The sequence below is a fragment of the Vibrio tetraodonis genome (assembly GCF_003350295.1).
Taxonomy (GTDB): Bacteria; Pseudomonadota; Gammaproteobacteria; order Enterobacterales; family Vibrionaceae; genus Vibrio; species Vibrio tetraodonis.
This window is the reverse complement of the sequence record NZ_QLYY01000005.1, coordinates 235,770-255,436: the sequence shown is the minus strand read 5'-3', so window position 1 is coordinate 255,436 and position 19,667 is coordinate 235,770. Positions and strand designations below refer to the sequence as shown.

Below are 19,667 nucleotides of genomic sequence, written 5' to 3'. Positions count from 1 at the left end.
ATCCAATTGTGGGAGTTTGGAAATATGTCGACATTAGTTCATCTTCAGTTTGCTAAACAATGCCAGTTAACACCAGATAATATTGCCCTGCGTAGTCGTGGTGGAAATCTCACTTACCGTCAACTTGAACATTGCGCAGATATCATCGCACAGCAATTGCTCTCGCGGGGGATTAGCTCTGGTGATGTTGTAGGCGTTTATATGGAGCGCAGCCAACATCTTGTTTCAACACTATTGGGTATCATGAAAGTTGGAGCTTGTTATCTTCCGCTAGATCCTTATTACCCGCACAATAGATTAACCTATATGGTTGAGCACTCTGAAACCAAGCTGGTTGTCACTGATCGAGCGGACGAATTGGAATGGTTGCCAGAAGATTGCCAGATCATCGATATTGTAGCCGCTGATTTCTCTCAACCAGTGTTGTCAGTTGAGCCTAGCACTGATGATAATCAGCTTTGCTACATTATGTACACTTCGGGGTCGACCGGCACACCGAAAGGCGTCATGGTCAAACATGATACCGTGGTCAACTATCTCAATTGGATGCAAAACGCTTTTAAGCTCGAGCAAGATAGTTGTGTCTTAAGCCAAACCACTTTTAGTTTTGATATCTCAGTTTGGGAGATGTTTTGGCCATTGATCACGGGTGCGAGTACTGCGCTTATCTGTGAAGAAGTTAAGTACGATCCTGCATTGTTGGCGGAGTTTATCAAGTATCATCAAGTAACGGTCGCACAATTTGTCCCAACCGCGCTTAGAATCATTGTCGATGAAAGAGTCCTAGATCAATGCCAGTCACTTGAACACATTTTCTCTGGTGGAGAAGCGCTACCTCAGTGTTTGGTTAATGATTTATCGAAGCAATTTGAGGGTCAAATTCACAATTTATATGGCCCAACAGAAGCGACTATCTTTGCTTGCCATTGGTTATGTCAGCCCAATTCAGCCGACACCATAGTGCCGATAGGTCGCCCCATTCCTCATGCGGAAGTTCTGGTATTGGATGAGAATTTAGAGCTGGTGCCGCCCAATCACAATGGTGAACTTTACTTGGCCGGAGACATATTGGCTTTGGGGTATTTAAAACGTGAAGACCTTACCGATGAACGTTTCTTAACAAATCCTTATTCATCCAGCGAGACATCGAAAATGTATCGGACTGGCGATCTTGTCAGTGTTAGAGATGATGGCGTACTGCTTTTTCATGGTCGAATCGACTCACAAATAAAGCTAAGAGGCCATCGGATTGAACTAGCGGAGATTGAAGCCCAGTTGCAGGCATTGCCTTGGATATCAAATGCTGCAGTGATAGTCGATGGCAGTGATGATGGAAAAAGCCAATACCTGACAGCGTTTTATGTCCCTTATCAAGACACGGATACCGATATGCCGGCAATTAAGCGAGAAATGGCACAAGTGCTGCCTTATTACATGCAACCCTCGCGCTACTATGCCGTAGACAGTTTACCCACACTCCCCAATGGAAAAATCAGTAAATCAGCACTTGGTGCTAAGTAACGAGAAGGCGCGACAACATGCTAAACAACAGACAGGACTCTGAAGTCGAAAAGCAGATCATTGCTATTTGGAAATCAGTATTAGACGTTAAGAAAATAGCGGTAGATGAAAACTTTTTTGATGCTGGTGGCAACTCATTACTGATGAGTAAAGTGCATCGTCAAATCAAAAAACAACTTGATATTCCTATTAATATTATTGATTTATTTCAATGTCCTACTGTTGAGTCTCTAAGCAAAAATATATTGAAAAAGTATCCGAATGTTTTACGTGAAACATCAGATGAAGTTTAAACATCAATACCTTTAGTTAAACCTTAGTCATTAGGAAATACCGATCCCTCGCCTTGAGGCAGGGACGCGTTTGCCCTGATTTTAGAAACCCAATACACCCTATTACCAAATCACGATATAGAACCATGAGGTAGCATATGAAAGACCAAGCAACATTGCGCGATAAAGACATAGCTATTATTGGCATGTCAGGCCGATTCCCTGGAGCCGAAGATCTCTCAACGTTTTGGAGTAATCTTGCTGAGGGGCTAGAAACCATTACCACTTTCAGTGAGCAAGAGCTGAGGGAGTCGGGCGTTGATGAAGAACTGATTGCTTCACCTCACTATATCCCTCGTCGGGGAATTTTGGGCAATGCCGAGCATTTCGATGCGCATTTCTTTGATATCACGCCTCGTGATGCGGAAATTATGGATCCTCAACACCGTGCGTTTCTGGAATGTAGCTGGCATGCGTTTGAAGATGCGGGCTATGTTCCGGCAAGTTATCCAGGCAAGGTCGGGGTCTTTGGTGGAACTGGCGCAGCATGGCATTTGAACAAAGTCCACTCTCATCCAAGTGTGACTCAGTTTGCTAGTGGCGCATCGATTGTTACCAACAATGATAAAGACTATGTCACCACTCGAGTGTCCTATAAGTTGGATTTAAAAGGCCCAAGTGTCAACGTACAAACTGCCTGTTCTACTGCTATGGTGGCGGTCGTGATGGGCATTAACAGCCTGTTAAGCGGCGAGAGTGATCTTGTGGTGGCGGGCGGCGTGTCCATTGATACTCCTGAGCGTCGTGGCTATCCGTATATGCAAGGCGGCATGGATTCAGCAGACGGACGTTGCTACGCGTTTGACTCTCGAGCCAATGGTACTGTCTTTAGCCGCGGAGTGGGATCTGTATTACTGAAACGAGCAAAAGATGCCATTAAAGATGGAGATCATATCTACGCAATTATTAAGGGCGGCGCAATCAACAATGATGGCGGCTTAAAAGCAGGCTTTACCGCTCCAGGCATTGAAGGGCAAGTAGAAGTTGCCAAGCAAGCTATTGCGAATGCCGATATTGATGTAGAGAATATTCGCTTTGTTGAAGCGCACGGCACGGCGACAGCGCTTGGCGATCCGATTGAGTTTTCTTCTCTGTCGCAGACCTTTCAGCAGTACACAGACAAAAAGCAGTTCTGCCGTTTAGGTTCGGTTAAGACCAATATTGGTCACACAGATGCAGCATCTGGTGTCGCGAGTTTAATCAAAGCCTCGTTAGCACTCAAATCTGGTCAGCTTCCAGCGTCTTTGCATTATTCTAAGCCGAATCCAAACATCGACTTTGAAAGCAGTCCCTTTGTGATGAATACTGAGCTTACCTCGTTTAAGCAGTCAGATAAGCCCAATAATGCGCTCGTCAATTCGTTTGGTGTGGGCGGCACTAATGCCTGTGTTATTTTGGAAGCGGCGCCTGAACTTTCCTCTGGTGATGAGCACCAAGCTCCGGTATTGATGACATTTTCAGCCAGAAGTCGCAATGCGCTTGGCGAAATGAAACGTCGAATGGCCGCGCATCTCGAAACTAACCCAGATGCAAATCTTGCTGATGTTGCTCATACCCTACAAACTGGACGCAAGCAGTTTGAGTTTTCAACCAGTGTGGTTGGCCAAGACCGTGAATCCCTTCTGGAATCTTTGGGCAAGGCATCCCCAGTCGCGGTTAAAAACAAGTCTAAGCGTCCTGTAGTCTTTATGTTCCCAGGGCAAGGCAACCAATACGCAAACATGTCGTTGGACCTTTACCAGACATATCCTGTGTTCAAGCAAGAAATGGATCAGTGCTGCGATTATCTCACTGCAATTCTTGAACAAGATCTGAGAGAGATAATCTTTCCAAAGGACGAAGAAGTTGCGGCACTTATTAACCAAACAAAATTCACTCAGCCAGCACTGTTTGTCGTCGAATACAGCTTGGCCAAATTGTGGATGTCATGGGGTATTCAGCCAGATGTGATGATCGGCCACAGTGTTGGTGAATATGTGGCTGCTTGTTTATCGGGTGTTTTCTCTCTAGAAGACGCATTAAAAGCGGTCGCGATTCGTGGCAAGCTGGTTCAAGCACTGCCGCCAGGTGCTATGTTAGCGGTATTGATGGAGGAAGCGGAATTAAGTGAAAGAATCGCTAATCTGGATTTGGACATCGCTGCTGTTAACTACCCAGAGCTGTCTGTCGTTGCAGGTGAGTTAGAGGCGGTGAAAGCATTCCAATATGAGTTGGAAGAAGAAGGTATATTCTGCAAACACTTAGATACCTCACATGGCTTCCATTCCAGCATGATGGATCCTATGTTGCCTGAGTTTAAACAGGTGATAGATGGTATCGAGCTTCACACTCCGCAAATTCCGTTTGTCTCTTCGGTGACAGGTGAGTGGATCTCTGAGGCATTAGCCAAAGACAGTGATTATTGGGTGCGCCATGTAAGAAACCCTGTTTTATTCTCGCATGCGTTTAAGACCTTGATGGAAGAACACCAAGACGGCTTTATTGCACTGGAGGTGGGACCTGGTCGCTCGCTAGAATCAGCAGCAAAACAGCACTTTAAAGAAGAAACTGATATTGAAGCGGATATATTCTCTTCGCTCCCCACTGCAAAAGAAGTGGCGTTATCAGGTCAATATTTCGTCTCAACACTCGGCTCTATGTGGGCGCACGGTCTGAAAGTGGATTGGTCGCTATTATACACAGGTGAGCGTCGTTGCCGTGTATCTTTACCTGGCTATCCGTTTGAGCGAAACGAGTTTAAGCTGCCGAGCATTCAAGGCGGTAATGCTGATAGTCCATCCCTAGCGGTTGACGAATCTTCTCTAAAACGTAAAAAGCAAGATATTGCAGATTGGTTTTACATGCCAGCATGGAAACGTACTGTGCCTGCGGCATTTATGCCAAACGAGAAGGCTGAAAACGAGACGGACTGCTGGATCCTATTTGCCGATGAATACGGTGTTGCTGCCCAAATGCAAACTCAGCTACGTGAGACTGGTGCACGTATTGTGAGCGTGCTTCAAGGGGACAGTTATGTTGATAATTCAGTACCTGAAGATCATACCTTCAACTTCATCATTAACCCTCGTGAGCGTGAAGATTACATTCAGTTACTTCAGGCAATCAAAGCACAGGGTATGGCGCCAGTGCGTATTGTCGATATGTGGAACTTGTCACCTCAGCATAAAGGCTTGGATCTAGAGCAGTGTCAGAATGGTCAATACGCTTCTTTCTATGCGCCATTGTATCTACAGCAAGCCTTGGTGAGTGAAAATGTGTTAGATAGGGTGCGTTTATTATTCGTTACCAACAACACATTTAGCGTGTCAGGTGAAAAGGTTATTTGCCCAGAGAAAGCCTTGCTTGTTGGCCCTGCTAGAGTCTTCTATCACGAATATCCAGATGTACAGTGTCATTTGGTTGATATCGATCTCCCACTTAATGAACAGGGCGAGATTGACCAATATAACCAGCAAGTAGCCAATTACTTAATTGCTGAAACTGACCTTGCGACAGACGGTAAACTAGTGGCGTATCGAAGCGGTTGCCGCTGGGAAGAGGAATATCAAGCGGTTCGTTTGCATGAACAAGTGTCTGGTATTAGCGCTGAGTTCAAAGATGAGGGCGTGTATCTCATTACCGGAGGGCTCGGTGGCCTTGGTATGTTAGTCGCAGGCCATATCAGTGAATTGTGTAATGCGACACTGGTATTAACTTACCGCAGTCGTTTACCTGCCAGGGAAGAGTGGCAAGCTTGGATCGAGCAACATCCCGTTGATGATGCCATGAGTGAGAAGCTGGTGAGCATTCTTCGTCTAGAGGAAATGGGTAACACCATAGACTTGGTTCAAGTCGATGTGTGTGATTACGCTGAAATGGAGAAAATGTGTCAGCGCTACCCAAGATTTGACGGCATTTTCCATACTGCGGGTATTGCGGGTGGAGGAATTATTCCGCTTAAATCTGATCAAGACTGCGCGAGCGTTATTGATCCCAAATTGACGGGAAGCCTTATCCTCGATGAATTAACCAAAGACAATCAACCTGATTTTATGGTGCTGTTCTCTTCCATCACATCGATACAAGCAGATGAAGCACGTATTGATTACTGCGCGGGTAATGCCTTTTTAGATATCTACGCCAGCTATCGTAATCAGAACCGTAATGGCCGCACTATTTCAATAAACTGGGGTAAATGGGGTGATGTCGGCATGGCGGTTCAATATGGCCGTGAATTGGATGAGAAAAAAGCGCAGCTGGCTCAACCTGAAGATTCGGGGCTATTGACACTGGTTGATCGTAAAGGTCTAGAAGAAGTGTATCGAGTGAATCTCGATGTTCAAAAAGACTGGGTATTGAACGAGCATTGTTTGTCTGAGCAGCCAACCATGGTCGGAACCACCATACTGTCTATGCTGCATAACTTCGTCAATTACTTCAAACCGCAAGAGCCGCTGCAGGTGAAAAACCTGCTGTTGACCAAACCGGCTATTTATCACAATGCTTGGCCACGTGAAATGCGCTTATTTGTTCGCGCAGAAGGCACTGGCTATAGCTTTAGCCTGCGTAGCCGAGGTATTCGAGAGATTGATTGGGAAGAGCATGCAATCGGTAATCTTGGTTCTGGTGTTGAGACTACAGAAAGTCTTGCCGCTTATATTGAGCCACTCGAAGCCATTCAAACGCGTTGTAGTGAGCGTTTAGACGAAGAGGATGTTGGCAAAGAGTACATCAATGCGATAACTGGCGAGGTTTTCCTCTCTCTTAGTGACCGCTGGAGTACCACTAAGACAGCATGGCAAGGGGATAATGAGTGGCTGATTCACAAAGAACTTGATGCTCAGTATCAGGGTGATTTCGAGCAGTACCCCTATCACCCAGCGGTAATAGATTCTGTGTCGATTCGTTGTATCAACCTGATCTCAAGAGAAAACTTCTTGCCAATTAGTTACGGTAAGGTCAGCTACTTAGCGCCGCTTGACGGGGATTGCTATGCCCATATCAAGCTAAAGCAAGCCTATAAAGAAGAAGATAACACCATCATCATGGATATCACTTTCTTGGGCGTAGATAGTCAGCCATTAATGGTGATAGAGAATTACACCTTGGTTCGCATGAAAGCAGACAACCAAGTGCAAGACTCCGTCTCAACGTCAAGCAAGGCAAGGTTTGATGTCAATGTGTCTGACAAAGACATCATGTTCTACGAAGGACTTGATGCACTCAAGCGTCAGTTAGCTCATTTAGAGTTTGAGCAAATGGTGGTTGTGACGAGCGACTTGGGCCAGCTTATTCACGAAGCGATTCCTGAGCGAGAAGAGGTAGAAACCATCGCGACCGACTCAGAGGCAAACCAAGGTCATGCTCGTCCTGAACTGTCCGTTGAATATGTGGCGCCAGAAAATGACATTGAGAAAGAAGTCATTGCTGTCTGGCAGTCTGTTTTGGGAATTTCAGGGATAGGAATCGATGATAACTTTGTTGAACTTGGAGGCAACTCTCTGCTTGCGGTGCAAATTGTCTCCAAAGTATCGGCCAAGTTCGAAGTCGATATCCGAGTGGATCTTTTCTATCAAGATCAAACCGTAAGAGGGCTTGCTGGATTAGTCATTCAGGCTTTCGAGTCACTATTAGAAAGTGAGTAAAAATGATGCCCGAGCAAAGCTTGGGCATCACATGAATTTTTGGCTGCTTTCGCGAGCAGCCTAATCGACCAAATACGATAGGGGCATGGCTGTGACGACTAAAACACATAAAATTTTGCAATCAATGGGGATTGAAGAGCTCAAAAGACTTGCTAGAGAGAAAAAAAATAGCAAAACACAGCTCACAAAAGCGAATCCAACATCGGATAACAATCGAAAGATTTTTCCTTTGACTGATGCACAAAAGAGTATTTGGGCGTTAGAGCAGTACCAAAAAGGTAACAAAGCTTATAACAATCCACTTGCGGTTACTTGTCACGTTGACCATGAATTTAGCCCCGATCGTCTTCAAGACACATTAAACAAAATGGCCGATCGCCATAATATATTTCGAACTAAGATCCGTATTGTTGACAACGAGCCGTGCCAATATGTTGATGACAAAGTGACGATGTATGCTGGATTTGATGATATTTCGTCCATGCCTGAAGAGGAAAAGCACCATTGGATCATGCAGGTGGCAAAAGAAGAAGGATGTAAATCTTTTGACCTAGAAAATGATGCATTATTTCGCTGGAGAATGGTGAAGACACAGTCTAGTGAATACGTAGTCATGCTGACCTTTCATCACATTATTTCTGATGGCTGGACGGTCAGTTTATGCTTTTTGGAGTTCATGAAAACCTATTTTGGGCATGGTAATGAACAAGCGCCTCAATTTACGGAATATGCGCTAGACCAAAGCCTCTATTTTGAGCAAGGAAAATATCAAAAAGGTATTGAATACTGGAGTGATAAGCTAAGCGGAGCAGAAGGGATTCTAGATATTGCCACGGGTCATCCTCGCCCCGATACAATGAGCTTTGCAGGCAGTTATGTCAGCAAGTTTCTTAGTGGAGATTTTTGCCAAAAACTTCAATCGGCTGCAGCTAAGCAAGGTGCGACCACATTCCATCTAATGCTGGCAGCCTATCAACTGCTCTTGCATAAATACAGTGGTCAACAAGACATCATTGTTGGCGTTCCTTTCGCTAATCGTCTGGATGCAAAAACGCAAGATATGTTGGGTCTTTTCATGAATACCTTGCCACTGCGTTTTCAATTAGATAGTCACTCGAGCTTAGCATCCGTTGTTGAAGCTGCGAAAAGAGAAAGCTCGCAGGCAATGACGCACCAAGATGTGCCTTTTAATCGTATCCTTGAGGCTATTGATCATCCACGTGATTTAGCAATCAACCCATTGTATCAAGCCGTGTTAAGTTACCAAGTTTACCCCCATTCACGCGGACAAAAAGGATTTAGCTATACGCCATTAAAGGTCGATTATGGTGTCGCTAAATTGGATCTAAACCTATGGGTAGAGGAAGACGGAGAAGGTTTAGTTTGCACCATTAATTATGATACGGCTCTATTTGAACGCGCGACAATAGAAAAAATGCTCGATGGTCTAAACACGATTCTTGCTGCTATTGTAGAAACGCCAGATAAGACAATTGCTGATTTGTCTTTGCTGACTCAGAGTGAAGAGCAGCAACTGCTTGAAAACTGCGCTGCCAAAGAGCAGACGTCACTACAGCCGATCCACCTTAACTTTGAGCATAATTCAGAACATTTCCCCGATGATATTGCGTTGAGTTGCGCTAATCGGACGCTTAGTTACCAAGAATTAAATCAGTCAGCTAACCAGCTAGCGCAAAGGCTACTGTTAGAGGGTGTTAGCCTAGGTGAACCTGTTGCTATCGCGATGGATAAAAGTGAACTCAGCGTGGTTGCTATTTTGGCGATTCTCAAAGCGGGTGGCTGTTATCTTCCTATCGATATCAATTTGCCTGAGTCAAAAGTCGAGTACATCTTAAACGATGCAAAAGTGAACAACCTTGTATACGCAGGAAATATTCCACAACACTTAGAAGACCTTGCGCAGCGAACATCATTAAGCTGGATCGATCTACTGGATGAACGAGAAGGCCATGAATTATCACAGGAAAACCTGTTTACTGACCCGAACAGTCAGCGTCCAGCTTATATAATTTACACTTCAGGCAGCACGGGCAACCCTAAAGGTGTGTGCGTTTACCACTCGCAGATCAGTGCCTATTGTCAATCAGTTGCACCAGTATTGGCGCAATCTGAACAAGCTCGCTATGGAATGTTTTCTTCATTCTCAACTGACCTCGCTCATACCATGCTATTTCCTGCTCTTGTTGGGCGAGGGGAGCTGGTTATTATCACTAAAGAGATGTTAGAAAGCCCAGAAACACTGGCAGCTCATCTAAAAGACCAACCAATTGATTGCGCTAAAATAACCCCTACGCATCTTTCTGCCTTGTTGAATGTTGCCAATGCAAGGGATCTGTTACCCAAAAGCACTTTAGTTCTTGGAGGAGAAGCCTTACCAGCTTCCTTGGTGGAAAAAGTCAAAACCTTAAGGCCGGACTGCCGCCTTGTGAACCACTACGGACCAACAGAATGTACTGTTGGGGTGACCACATATTTATTACCCAATGAGTTAACCCAATTAGACGCTAAGTTTGTTCCAATCGGTCAGCCTTTACACGGCAATCATGTATTGATTTTGGATGCAAACCAGCAGCTTGTGCCATCGGGTTTAGCGGGTGAAATTTGTATCGGGGGCCGACAAATTGCAAGCGGGTATATAGGTGAATCGAACATCAGTCAACGTCAGTTTATCGACCACCCATATCTAGCGGGAGAGCGCTTGTACCGCACAGGAGATAAAGGTCGATTCAACAGCCATGGCGATCTTGAGTATCTTGGCCGGTTGGATAGGCAAGTAAAGGTCAGAGGCTTTAGGGTCGAACTCGGCGAAATTGAGAAAACCATCGGTGAGCAAGGTTGTGTTGAGAGTGCGGCTGTGATTCAAAAGCATCAAGATCAGCTAAGTCAGTTGATCGCCTATGTGAGCTGCTCTCCAGAGCAAACCAATAGCGAAACTCAATCAATTATTAAGCAGCAAGTTGAGAACAGTTTGCCCGCTTATATGCATCCTGAGAGCTGGGTTTGGCTTGAGTCTATGCCCATGACAGCCAGTGGAAAGATAAACTACCGACAGTTGCCTGAAGAGTCGATAAGTAATCAAGGTAACAATGCAGTAGAGCCCAAAAATGACTTGGAGGTGCGTTTACAGGCAATTTACTACAGGGTGTTAAGCCGCGATATTATGAGCACGGAAACCAAGTTTCTTGATCTTGGCGGCAACTCTATCAGTGCTTTGAAACTTCTGATTGAAGTGAATAAAGCATTTTCCATGGCAATGACCTTAGGCGAGTTTTTTGCACACAGCAGCATAGTCGAGCTCGCCATGTACATTGAGCAATATTCGGAAAGTACTGGCGGGCGTCAATCGTTAGTGCTTCTAAATGAAGGTAATTCAGAGACCCATCCAAGCTTGGTTTTAGTCCATCCGGCTGGTGGAAATGTGCTGTGCTATGACGAGTTTACTCACGGCTTAGATAGGCGTTATCCTGTTTATGGTATTCAAGTGTCAGACTTTAGCACTGTGGCTGAATACAATCATGAATTGTCTCGTTTGGCTGAACATTACGTAGAGCAATTGGGCAAGCTGTCTCAGCATTCTGATCTTATTATTGGTGGATGGTCTTTAGGTGCAACGATCGCGTTTGAAATGGCTTGTCAGATTGAGCAGCTTACGGGTAATCAGCCCAAAGTTTTGGTGTTTGATCAGCCAGCGCCTCAAGTGAATGTCGACGATAGTACCACTATGCAAGAGCATGAAAGGCTGGCCTATTTTGCGCACAAAGTTGAGCGGTTTACTGGAATACCATTTAATACTTCGGGTCCCCAATTGGCTGCTATGTCTGATATTGAGAGAAGCCATGTATTTCTTGATGGCTTTCGCCGTGCCCAAATGGTACCAGACAATATCAGCGCGGAAGACTTTCAATATTTTCTGACTATCTTACAAGCGCACATGACAGCAACCGACCAATATCAAGGACGTGTTTATGGTGGGCAAGTGATCGTTGCAGAGGCGCAAGAGATATTACCCGGCCGTATCCGTTTGAATGAAAGGGGACTGGGCTGGCAAGCCTTTAGCCAGCAGCCTGTGAGTGTCATTCCAGCATTGGGCGATCATATCTCTATGATGAATGCTCCATTCGTGACTCAATTGGCACATGGCCTGCAGGAGACCCTAATTTGACCAGTATTGCTACGGCGACGCAGGAGAATGAAGTCGTTGTTTCAAACAAGGAATGGTGGGCGATAGTCGGTGGTCTTATCGGTGGCTTTATGGCCATATTGGATATTCAGATCACCAACTCGTCGATGAAAGTCATACAGGGGGCGTTGTCTGCTTCCTTGGATGATGCTTCTTGGTTGATGACTTCATACTTTACGGCCGAAATAGTAGCGATTCCACTGTGTGGGTGGTTATCTCAAGCTTTGGGAACAGGGCGATACTCTCTATGGTGTATTGGTGGTTTTCTTTTCTCCTCGTTATTGTGTTCTATGGCGTGGAATCTCGAATCCATGATTGTATTTCGGGCTATGCAAGGTTTTTGCGGCGGAGCGCTTATTCCTTTGTCTTTTCGGCTCATTATTGAAATTCTGCCGCAAGAGAAAAGGCCGATGGGGATGTCGCTCTTTAGTATCATTGCGACGTTTGCGCCAGCGATTGGGCCTGCCGTCGGTGGCTGGCTTACCGAGCACTTCTCATGGCATGCGATTTTTTACGTCAATGTTTTCCCCTCAGTATTGGCTTGGGTGTTGATTCAGCGCTCTATGAAACACCCCATCATTGATTGGAAAATTATTCGCCAAGGCGACTATTTAGGCGTCGTGACTGTGATGGTTTTTCTTGGCACCTTAGAAGTTATCTTGGAAAAAGGTGGAGATGAAAACTGGTTCGATTCAAGGATGATTTGTATTTTAACCCTTATTTCGGCCATCAGTTTTATTATCTTTGTATACGATCAGATGGTATGTCGTCATCCATTAATCAATATTCGTTTGTTTAGGGATCAGCAATATTCTCATGCCTTATTGATTTTTGCCATGCTGGGGTCGGCGATTTACGGCACCTTATTTCTGGTGCCTTATTACCTCACCATGATTCATGATTACAACGCAACAGAAATAGGTCATGTGGTGATTTGGATGGGGCTGCCGCAGCTGGTGATTTTACCATTTATACCCTATTTGATTCGTCGATATAATCCTAAGTATCTTATCTTCATTGGTTTTATGGGATTGGCCATCAGTTCATTTATGGACTGTTTTATGAGCGCCGATTTTGCAGGGCCGCAGATGATTGCTTCCATGTTGGTAAGAGCATTGGGTCAACCTTTTATCATGGTGCCACTTTCTATGCTCGCGACGCAAAACATCAAAGCGGAAGATGCCGCATCCTCTGCGGTTTTGATTAACGTATTTCGCAGTATTGGCGGCTCGATGGGCACCGCAATATTGTCGACGTATTTCATCACTCGGATTGATTTTCACCTCGATGCGGTTAAATCCAGAGTCTCAATTGGTAGCCAAGAGTTTTACCACTATCTGGGCGATGTAAAAAATGTTCTTTTAAATCAGGGGCTACCGACCGATAACGAACACCTGCAGCAAACGGCCGTCAACATTCTTGGAGAAAGAATGGCTGTGCAGTCACAAATCATGGCATTTAACGATCTATTTATGATCATGGGTGTCATGATGCTGGCAACGGCAATTATGGTGTTGTGTTCAAACCGTGATTTTCGGCTTCAACTCAAGCAGGAGGAGGCAATATGAGTGATAAAAAGTCTATGGGGATCAGCAGCTATTTGTTATCTCGTGAAGCTCGCCTGACGATTATTATCCCTATCCTCATATACAATATTGCTTTTTGGGTGTTGGGTGCCGGTTTAGCTTTAATCATCACGGCATGCTATTCAGCGGCGCTAGAGATGTTTAGTCGACGCACTGGTTCCTTGGCTATTATTGCGCTTATTTTAACGTCAGGTTGCGTTCACTATTTATATTTGCATGGCTACCGTTTTTTGGGAATTGGCGAAGAGAGCGTTTTACTGTCTGTGGGTGGCTCTCTCTCCGTTATTCTTGTGTTTGGCTTCTATTCCTTCATTGGCCGCCCTGTGGTGCGAACGCAAGCGGAAAACGCGCTTCCTCGTTTGACTCAGATGTCTATATACGGCACGCCTAAATACGCTCGGGTATGGCAAGAGGTGTCTCTTGCTTGGATGTTTGCTTACGCAGTTAAAGCACTGCTTGTGGTTGTGCTTGCAAGCGATCTACCTAATTATGCGGACTATTTTGTTTTTGTTGGCGCGTGGCCTCTGACCATCGCTATGATTTGTTTTAGTTTTTATTGGCCTAGCTTTCGCTTGGCATCAGAAAAGTCAATCAAATCTTCAACAGGCGACTCATCACCGTAGAAGATTGATCGTTATGGGCAGACTTTACACATCATTGATAACCAAAAACTCAAAGGGAAACAATATGAATAAATTAGTCAATCCGGCAATTGTTCTTGATAGCTATCCACAAGGTGCTATTGCTACGGATAACTTTCGTTTATCAAACAATCCGCTCGGAGAGCTAAAGGAAGGTGAATTCTTGGTTGAGAATTTATGGTTATCACTGGATCCATATACTCGTCCTCGCCTGAATAAAACCACGGCTTATGTTGAACCGATCGGATTAGGCAATGTCATTCAGGGTGAGACGATTGGCAAGGTGGTTGAAAGCAAAAGCTCAAAGTATCTGGTAGGAGACCTAGTGGGGACTTTTTCGGGCTGGCAGAAATATTATATTGCTCACGAAGACGAGCTCATGGTTAATCGTCTTCCTGATACACATTTATCACCCACTCTCTTTCTTGGCGTATCAGGCACACCTGGCCGCGCCGCATATTTTGGTCTGTTTAAAATCGGCAAACCTAAGGCAGGTGAAACCATGGTCGTCTCTGCGGCATCAGGTGCGGTCGGTTCTGTTGCTGGGCAAATAGGAAAAATGCTTGGCTGTCGAGTGATTGGCATCGCAGGGAGTGAAGAAAAGTGTCGTTATGTTGTCGATGAGCTTGGATTTGATGAGTGCGTAAACTACAAAGATGACAACTTTAGTGACGCCATTGCCAAGGCTTGCCCTGATGGGGTGGATGTTTATTTTGAAAATGTGGGCGGCCGAACGTCTTCGATTGTAGCTAGGCACCTCAATGAAGGGTCACGTGTTCCTATTTGCGGAAGTGCTGCTTTATACAACAAAGGTAAAGATGTTGACTCGAATACCTTGTCACGTTTTTATTCATCGTTACCCACAGCCCCTGAAAATCGTTTTTTCCTAGTGACAGAGTGGATGAATGATGCTGCAAGCGCGGTTCGATGGTTAACCGATGCGGCTGAAAGCGGTCAAATTAAGTTTCGTGAAACCATAACCGATGGACTGGAAAATACGCCCCAAGCGTTTGTTGATTTGCTGGAAGGGAATCATTTCGGCAAACCATTAGTTAGGATTTAGTTTTTTCGCCTTTTTTAATGAGTTGGTCATGTTATGAAAAAAATACTCAAGATAGTTATTCCGCTAATGACGTTAGTAATGATTGGTAGCGCTTATTGGTATTACTACGGGCGTTTTTTTCAAACCACAGATAACGCCTATGTACAAACCGATATTACTCACGTTAGCTCGCGGATTGACGCTGAGGTAGTAAAAATCTTTATTCATGACAACCAACGAGTTAAAAAAGGCGACGTATTGGCACTGCTTGACGACAGAGAATTAATCATAAAAAAACAGTTAGCAGAGGCCAATTTAGCTCAAAGTCGGGCAGAGCAATCTAATGCGGATGCCGCCTTCCAAATGCAGAAAAGTACCATTGAAGAATATCAAAGCAAGGTCATTTCTGCCAAAGCAAAATACCAATACTCACTGGAACAATATAAACGTTTCCAAGCGTTAGAGAAACAAAATTACATCTCTAAAGGGGAGCGAGACAATAGCGCTTCTGCTTACAAAGTGGACGAAGCGGCTTACTATGAAGCACAAGCCAGTTTAAAAACGCAGCAAGACAAACTTTCTGTGCTAAAAAGTGAAATTGAACAAGCCAATGCGATGGTGATTAAAGCTGAGGCGAGTCTCTCACAAGCCAAGTTAGAACTCGGCTATACACGTATCCTTGCTCCCATTGATGGCGTCATTAGCAATCGAAATTTACAAGTCGGTATGATGGTTCAGCAAGGACAGTCCATGGTCAGCATAGTGTCTGATCGCATTCCATGGGTTTTAGCCAATTTCAAAGAAACTCAGAAAGCTCGCATGCATAAAGGGCAACCAGTCAATGTCACTATTGATGCCTACCCCGGAAAGACATTTGCAGCAACCATTGATAGTCTCGCTCCGGCTACAGGTGCGACCTTTGCTCTACTTCCACCTGATAATGCTACAGGCAACTTCACCAAGGTGGTTCAACGAGTACCTGTAAAGATAATCTTTGACCAACCTGTTGAGATCGACAATGGTTTATCGGCTGTTGTGACCGTTGATACTCGCTGAAATTTGCAAAAATTTAAACCTTTTTTAAGTCTGATAGATTAAGTTGGTAGCATGTGTCGGCCTTTTGTGTTGACTGTGATTCTTGATAAGTAGGGAGATGAAATGCGTATATTACTTGTTGAAGATGATCCTATGCTGGGTAACGCAATTACGGCCTCCCTTGCTAGGCATCATTATACCGCTGATTGGGTCACTTCTGGAGAAAGTGCTTTGCATGCACTTAAAGCCGATGATTTTCTTCTGATCATTCTTGATATTGGTCTACCTGGTATCAGTGGATTACAGGTACTAAAAGAGCTCAGAGACAAAGGGGATAAGACGCCGGTATTAATTCTCAGTGCCCGAGATGAGTTAAACGATCGTGTTTATGGACTTAATCATGGGGCAGATGACTATTTGGTCAAACCCTTTCAGCTTGAAGAGTTACTGGCAAGAATGGGCGCTCTGATCAGACGTTCTGCAGGGATTGCAGATGATACTATTGTGGTGGGAGACGTATCCGTGTCTGTCAATTCTCACAAGGTTGCGGTGGCGGGCAAGGGGATCAATCTAACACCTAATGAGTTTAAAATACTGCTGTATCTCGTCACTAATTCAGGTCGGGTGCTGAGTAAAACCCAAATATTACAGAACATGCATGGCTGGGATGAAAGTGCAGGGCTCAATTCTATCGAAGTTCATATTCATAATTTAAGAAAAAAAATGCCCAAAGATACGATAAAAAACATTCGTGGTGTTGGTTATATTGTTCAGTAAAAACATGAAGTTAAAATCAATAAAGCGCCGCGTTGCAACCGTTAGTGTTGAGCTGTGCTTGGCGGTGATCACTGTCTCCATCATCTGGGTTTACTTTGATACGTCAAAAGCAATCAATGATGTTAATGATGCGCGCCTTGAAGATTTGAGCGAGAGTTTTTTGAAGGTGCTGGTGATGACTGACCCTTCGGTCTTGGGCGAGAATCAAGACATGGCGCCAGAAGACATGTTAGCTCAAATCACAAGTAAAACGTCACCAGAGGACAAGCTTGAGCAGTGGTCATCAGAAAAGCTGCTTAAAGATGATTTTGCATATTTGTTGCTAAACCGACAGGGTAGCGTATTGGCTAATTCGGCTAACGCGCCACCTGTCGATTTAGACTTGATGCGTCGACCTGGTCTCAACGACATAAAAGACCATCAAAAGGGCAATACATGGCGCGGGGTTACTATGGTGTTGACCCAACCCAAAAGCGGCGAATTACTCTGGTTATGGCTTGGAGAGGACAAGCAATTACGCGGTAAGATTGAAAATAAAATCGCGATGCCAGCCATTGTTCCCTTGCTGGTGACTACTCCGCTTTTATGTGTGCTACTAGTGCTGTTTACCTACCATTTGTTTGCCCCTATCAGCCGTCTTGAAAAGGAAATATCTGAAAAGTCGATAGACAATCTGTCTCACGTCAACATCTCTGATGTCCCTACCGAGATTGACGGCTTAGTAAAGCGTTTAAATTTCTTATTTGATCAGGTCGATGCGGCTTGGCAAAGAGAAAAACGTTTTAACCAAGATGCGGCGCATGAGCTAAGAACACCACTTGCCGTCATAAAGCTCAACGCCCAGAATGCGCTTAAAACCGATAATGCAGAAGAAAAGAACCACGACCTCGCCCAAATAGAAGAGAGTATTGTTCGTTCAGAGAGGACAATTGAACAGCTTCTTACTTTAGCCAAGGTAGAAAGTGGGTTAACGGTAGATCTCGACAAGCCCGTTGATGTGGTCTCTTTGTTACGCAGTGTTATTGCCGAGCTGGTGCCGCTGGCACTTAAACAAAATCAGGAGATGATGCTGGATGCTGAGTTCGAATCTTGCGTCATACAAGGAAATGATATCTTTTTAAATTGCCTTTTTCGAAACTTGATTGATAACGCGATTCGCTATTCAGGAGATGGCACTAGCATATGGGCAGAAATTGTTCCAAGCCATGATAGCGTACAAATCATCATATCTGATAGTGGCCGTGGGATGAGCGCACAAGATATCGAACGTATTTTTGATCGTTTTTTCCGAGCCAGAGAAACACAAAATAAGGTTCAAGGCGCCGGATTAGGCATGGCGATAGTAGAGCGGGTTATTGCTTTGCACAATGGCACTATCACAGTACAAGCGCAGCACCCGGGTCTGGCTTTTATCATTACTTTGCCCTTTCAGCGCAGTGAAACCCAAGCACTAATAGCCGAAATCTAGAAAATTGCTTTCAAAGCAAGTATCTGAACAGCATTAATTTTTAAATAGTGAAAAAATTCTTGCGTGTTTTGACTAGACCCAGCAAGGTAAATACGCATTACTAAAATGTTATATTTTTAACCAACATTGGAAGTGAAAATGCACATCGAAGTAACTTGCTCACCGAATAAAGAAGATCTTGAATTTCTAAGTAAGGGAATTCAGTCTTTTAATCAAAAACACATGTCTGATGAAGTCGTTTTTGAAGAAGACACTAAGTTTGCAGTATTAGCTAAAGATGAAAATGGCATAGTGCAAGGTGGTATTAGAGCCACTGCATTTTGGAATTATTGTATAATTGAACTGCTTTGGCTCTCCGAGGACACTCGTGGTCTGGGAGTTGGCACTCAATTAATGGAAGCTGCTGAACGCTTTGCCAAATCAAAAGGTTTTCACTATTTGCGTACGGAAACCTTGCGTTTCCAAGCAAAGCCATTCTATGAAAACCTTGGCTTTACAGTTTTTGGTGAGTTACCCGACTACCCTATAGGACACACAACATATTGTTTAGTCAAGAAAATATAGCAAACCGCTGAGCGGAGCGTTATATTCCCAGTTGACACCTGTTGCGCAACACGCTACACTTCGCTTAATGATCAAGACATTCAAACACAAAGGCTTGAAAAAGTTCTTCGAGACTGGAAGCAAAGCTGGGATTCAAGCTAAACATGACCGCCGTTTGAGAATGCAACTAGCCGTTATAGATACCGCGTCGGTTATCGAAGATATCGATTTACCAGGATTTAAGTTGCATCAATTGAAAGGCAATCGAGACGGTGTTTGGTCAATAACTGTAAATGGCAATTGGCGAGTAACATTTGAATTCAAAGATGGTAACGCCTACATATTAAACTACGAGGATTATCACTAATGACTATGCATAATCCACCGCATCCGGGTGAATTCATTTCCGATGTATATATGGAACCTTTTGGTTACAGCTGTAGATTTGTCGCGAAACAATTGGATGTCTCAGCCTCAACTCTTAACAGAGTCCTTAAGGGACAGAGCTCCATTACCCCTGAAATGGCATTAAGATTGTCTAAGGCTTTGGGTAGAAGTCCAGAAAGTTGGCTATCTATGCAGGACAATTACAATCTTTGGCAAGCTAAACAAAACGTTAATTTAACCAAAGTTCATCCTATCAGCTTCGCTGCAGCGTAATGGGAATATAACAAGAGCCTAAACTCCAACAATGTTAAGTTGTCATGGTTTTGGCAAACAACGCAAAAAGCTACACCAATACATTGCGTGTTAGGCGGACGCCGGCGGATCCCCCCATAAATTTCCTAGTCCACAGGTGTGCAAGGCGTTGGTATTCCTATTAAATCCATTTAGTCAGTTGTATTTTTGGCGAAATTCGTTAGATCAGAATGAGCGATGTGCATGTAATCATTGTTT

General features: G+C 44.4%; 13 protein-coding genes. All 13 read left to right on the top strand.

What is annotated here, in order from left to right:
* Positions 1-24: 24 nt before the first annotated feature.
* The gene (locus DPF90_RS01360) at positions 25-1,521 is read left to right on the top strand and encodes a non-ribosomal peptide synthetase (RefSeq protein ID WP_114783889.1); all 1,497 of its coding nucleotides are present in this window, start codon (positions 25-27) and stop codon (positions 1,519-1,521) included.
* A gap of 17 nt (positions 1,522-1,538) precedes the next feature.
* The gene (locus DPF90_RS01355) at positions 1,539-1,814 is read left to right on the top strand and encodes a phosphopantetheine-binding protein (protein ID WP_114783887.1); all 276 of its coding nucleotides are present in this window, start codon (positions 1,539-1,541) and stop codon (positions 1,812-1,814) included.
* Positions 1,815-1,951: 137 nt separating this feature from the next.
* Entirely contained in the window at positions 1,952-7,477 is a 5,526-nt protein-coding gene (locus DPF90_RS01350) for a type I polyketide synthase (protein WP_114783885.1), read from the top strand.
* A gap of 91 nt (positions 7,478-7,568) precedes the next feature.
* Positions 7,569-11,660 (top strand): non-ribosomal peptide synthetase, encoded by a 4,092-nt coding sequence (locus DPF90_RS01345; RefSeq protein ID WP_114784261.1) that lies wholly within the window; start codon positions 7,569-7,571, stop codon positions 11,658-11,660.
* Positions 11,657-13,246, top strand: a complete 1,590-nt coding sequence (locus DPF90_RS01340; protein ID WP_114783883.1) for an MDR family MFS transporter — start codon at positions 11,657-11,659, stop codon at positions 13,244-13,246. The genes DPF90_RS01345 and DPF90_RS01340 overlap by 4 nt, the downstream gene beginning before the upstream one ends.
* On the top strand, positions 13,243-13,887 hold the full coding sequence (locus DPF90_RS01335) for a hypothetical protein (RefSeq protein WP_114783881.1): 645 nt from the start codon (positions 13,243-13,245) through the stop codon (positions 13,885-13,887). Before DPF90_RS01340 ends, DPF90_RS01335 begins: the two co-directional genes overlap by 4 nt.
* A gap of 64 nt (positions 13,888-13,951) precedes the next feature.
* Positions 13,952-14,968, top strand: a complete 1,017-nt coding sequence (locus DPF90_RS01330) for an NADP-dependent oxidoreductase (protein WP_114783879.1) — start codon at positions 13,952-13,954, stop codon at positions 14,966-14,968.
* A gap of 33 nt (positions 14,969-15,001) precedes the next feature.
* Positions 15,002-16,003, top strand: coding sequence for an HlyD family secretion protein (locus tag DPF90_RS01325; protein ID WP_114783877.1), 1,002 nt, complete (start codon positions 15,002-15,004; stop codon positions 16,001-16,003).
* Positions 16,004-16,105: 102 nt separating this feature from the next.
* Positions 16,106-16,759, top strand: coding sequence for a response regulator (locus tag DPF90_RS01320; RefSeq protein WP_114783875.1), 654 nt, complete (start codon positions 16,106-16,108; stop codon positions 16,757-16,759).
* 4 nt (positions 16,760-16,763) lie between these two features.
* Entirely contained in the window at positions 16,764-18,227 is a 1,464-nt protein-coding gene (locus tag DPF90_RS01315) for an ATP-binding protein (protein WP_114784259.1), read from the top strand.
* Between the two features lie 138 nt (positions 18,228-18,365).
* A complete protein-coding gene (locus tag DPF90_RS01310; protein ID WP_114783873.1) occupies positions 18,366-18,791 on the top strand; it encodes a GNAT family N-acetyltransferase in 426 nt (141 codons plus the stop codon).
* Positions 18,792-18,858: 67 nt separating this feature from the next.
* A complete protein-coding gene (locus DPF90_RS01305; RefSeq protein WP_114784256.1) occupies positions 18,859-19,137 on the top strand; it encodes a type II toxin-antitoxin system RelE/ParE family toxin in 279 nt (92 codons plus the stop codon).
* Positions 19,137-19,430, top strand: coding sequence for a HigA family addiction module antitoxin (locus DPF90_RS01300; protein WP_114783871.1), 294 nt, complete (start codon positions 19,137-19,139; stop codon positions 19,428-19,430). Before DPF90_RS01305 ends, DPF90_RS01300 begins: the two co-directional genes overlap by 1 nt.
* Positions 19,431-19,667 lie beyond the last annotated feature (237 nt).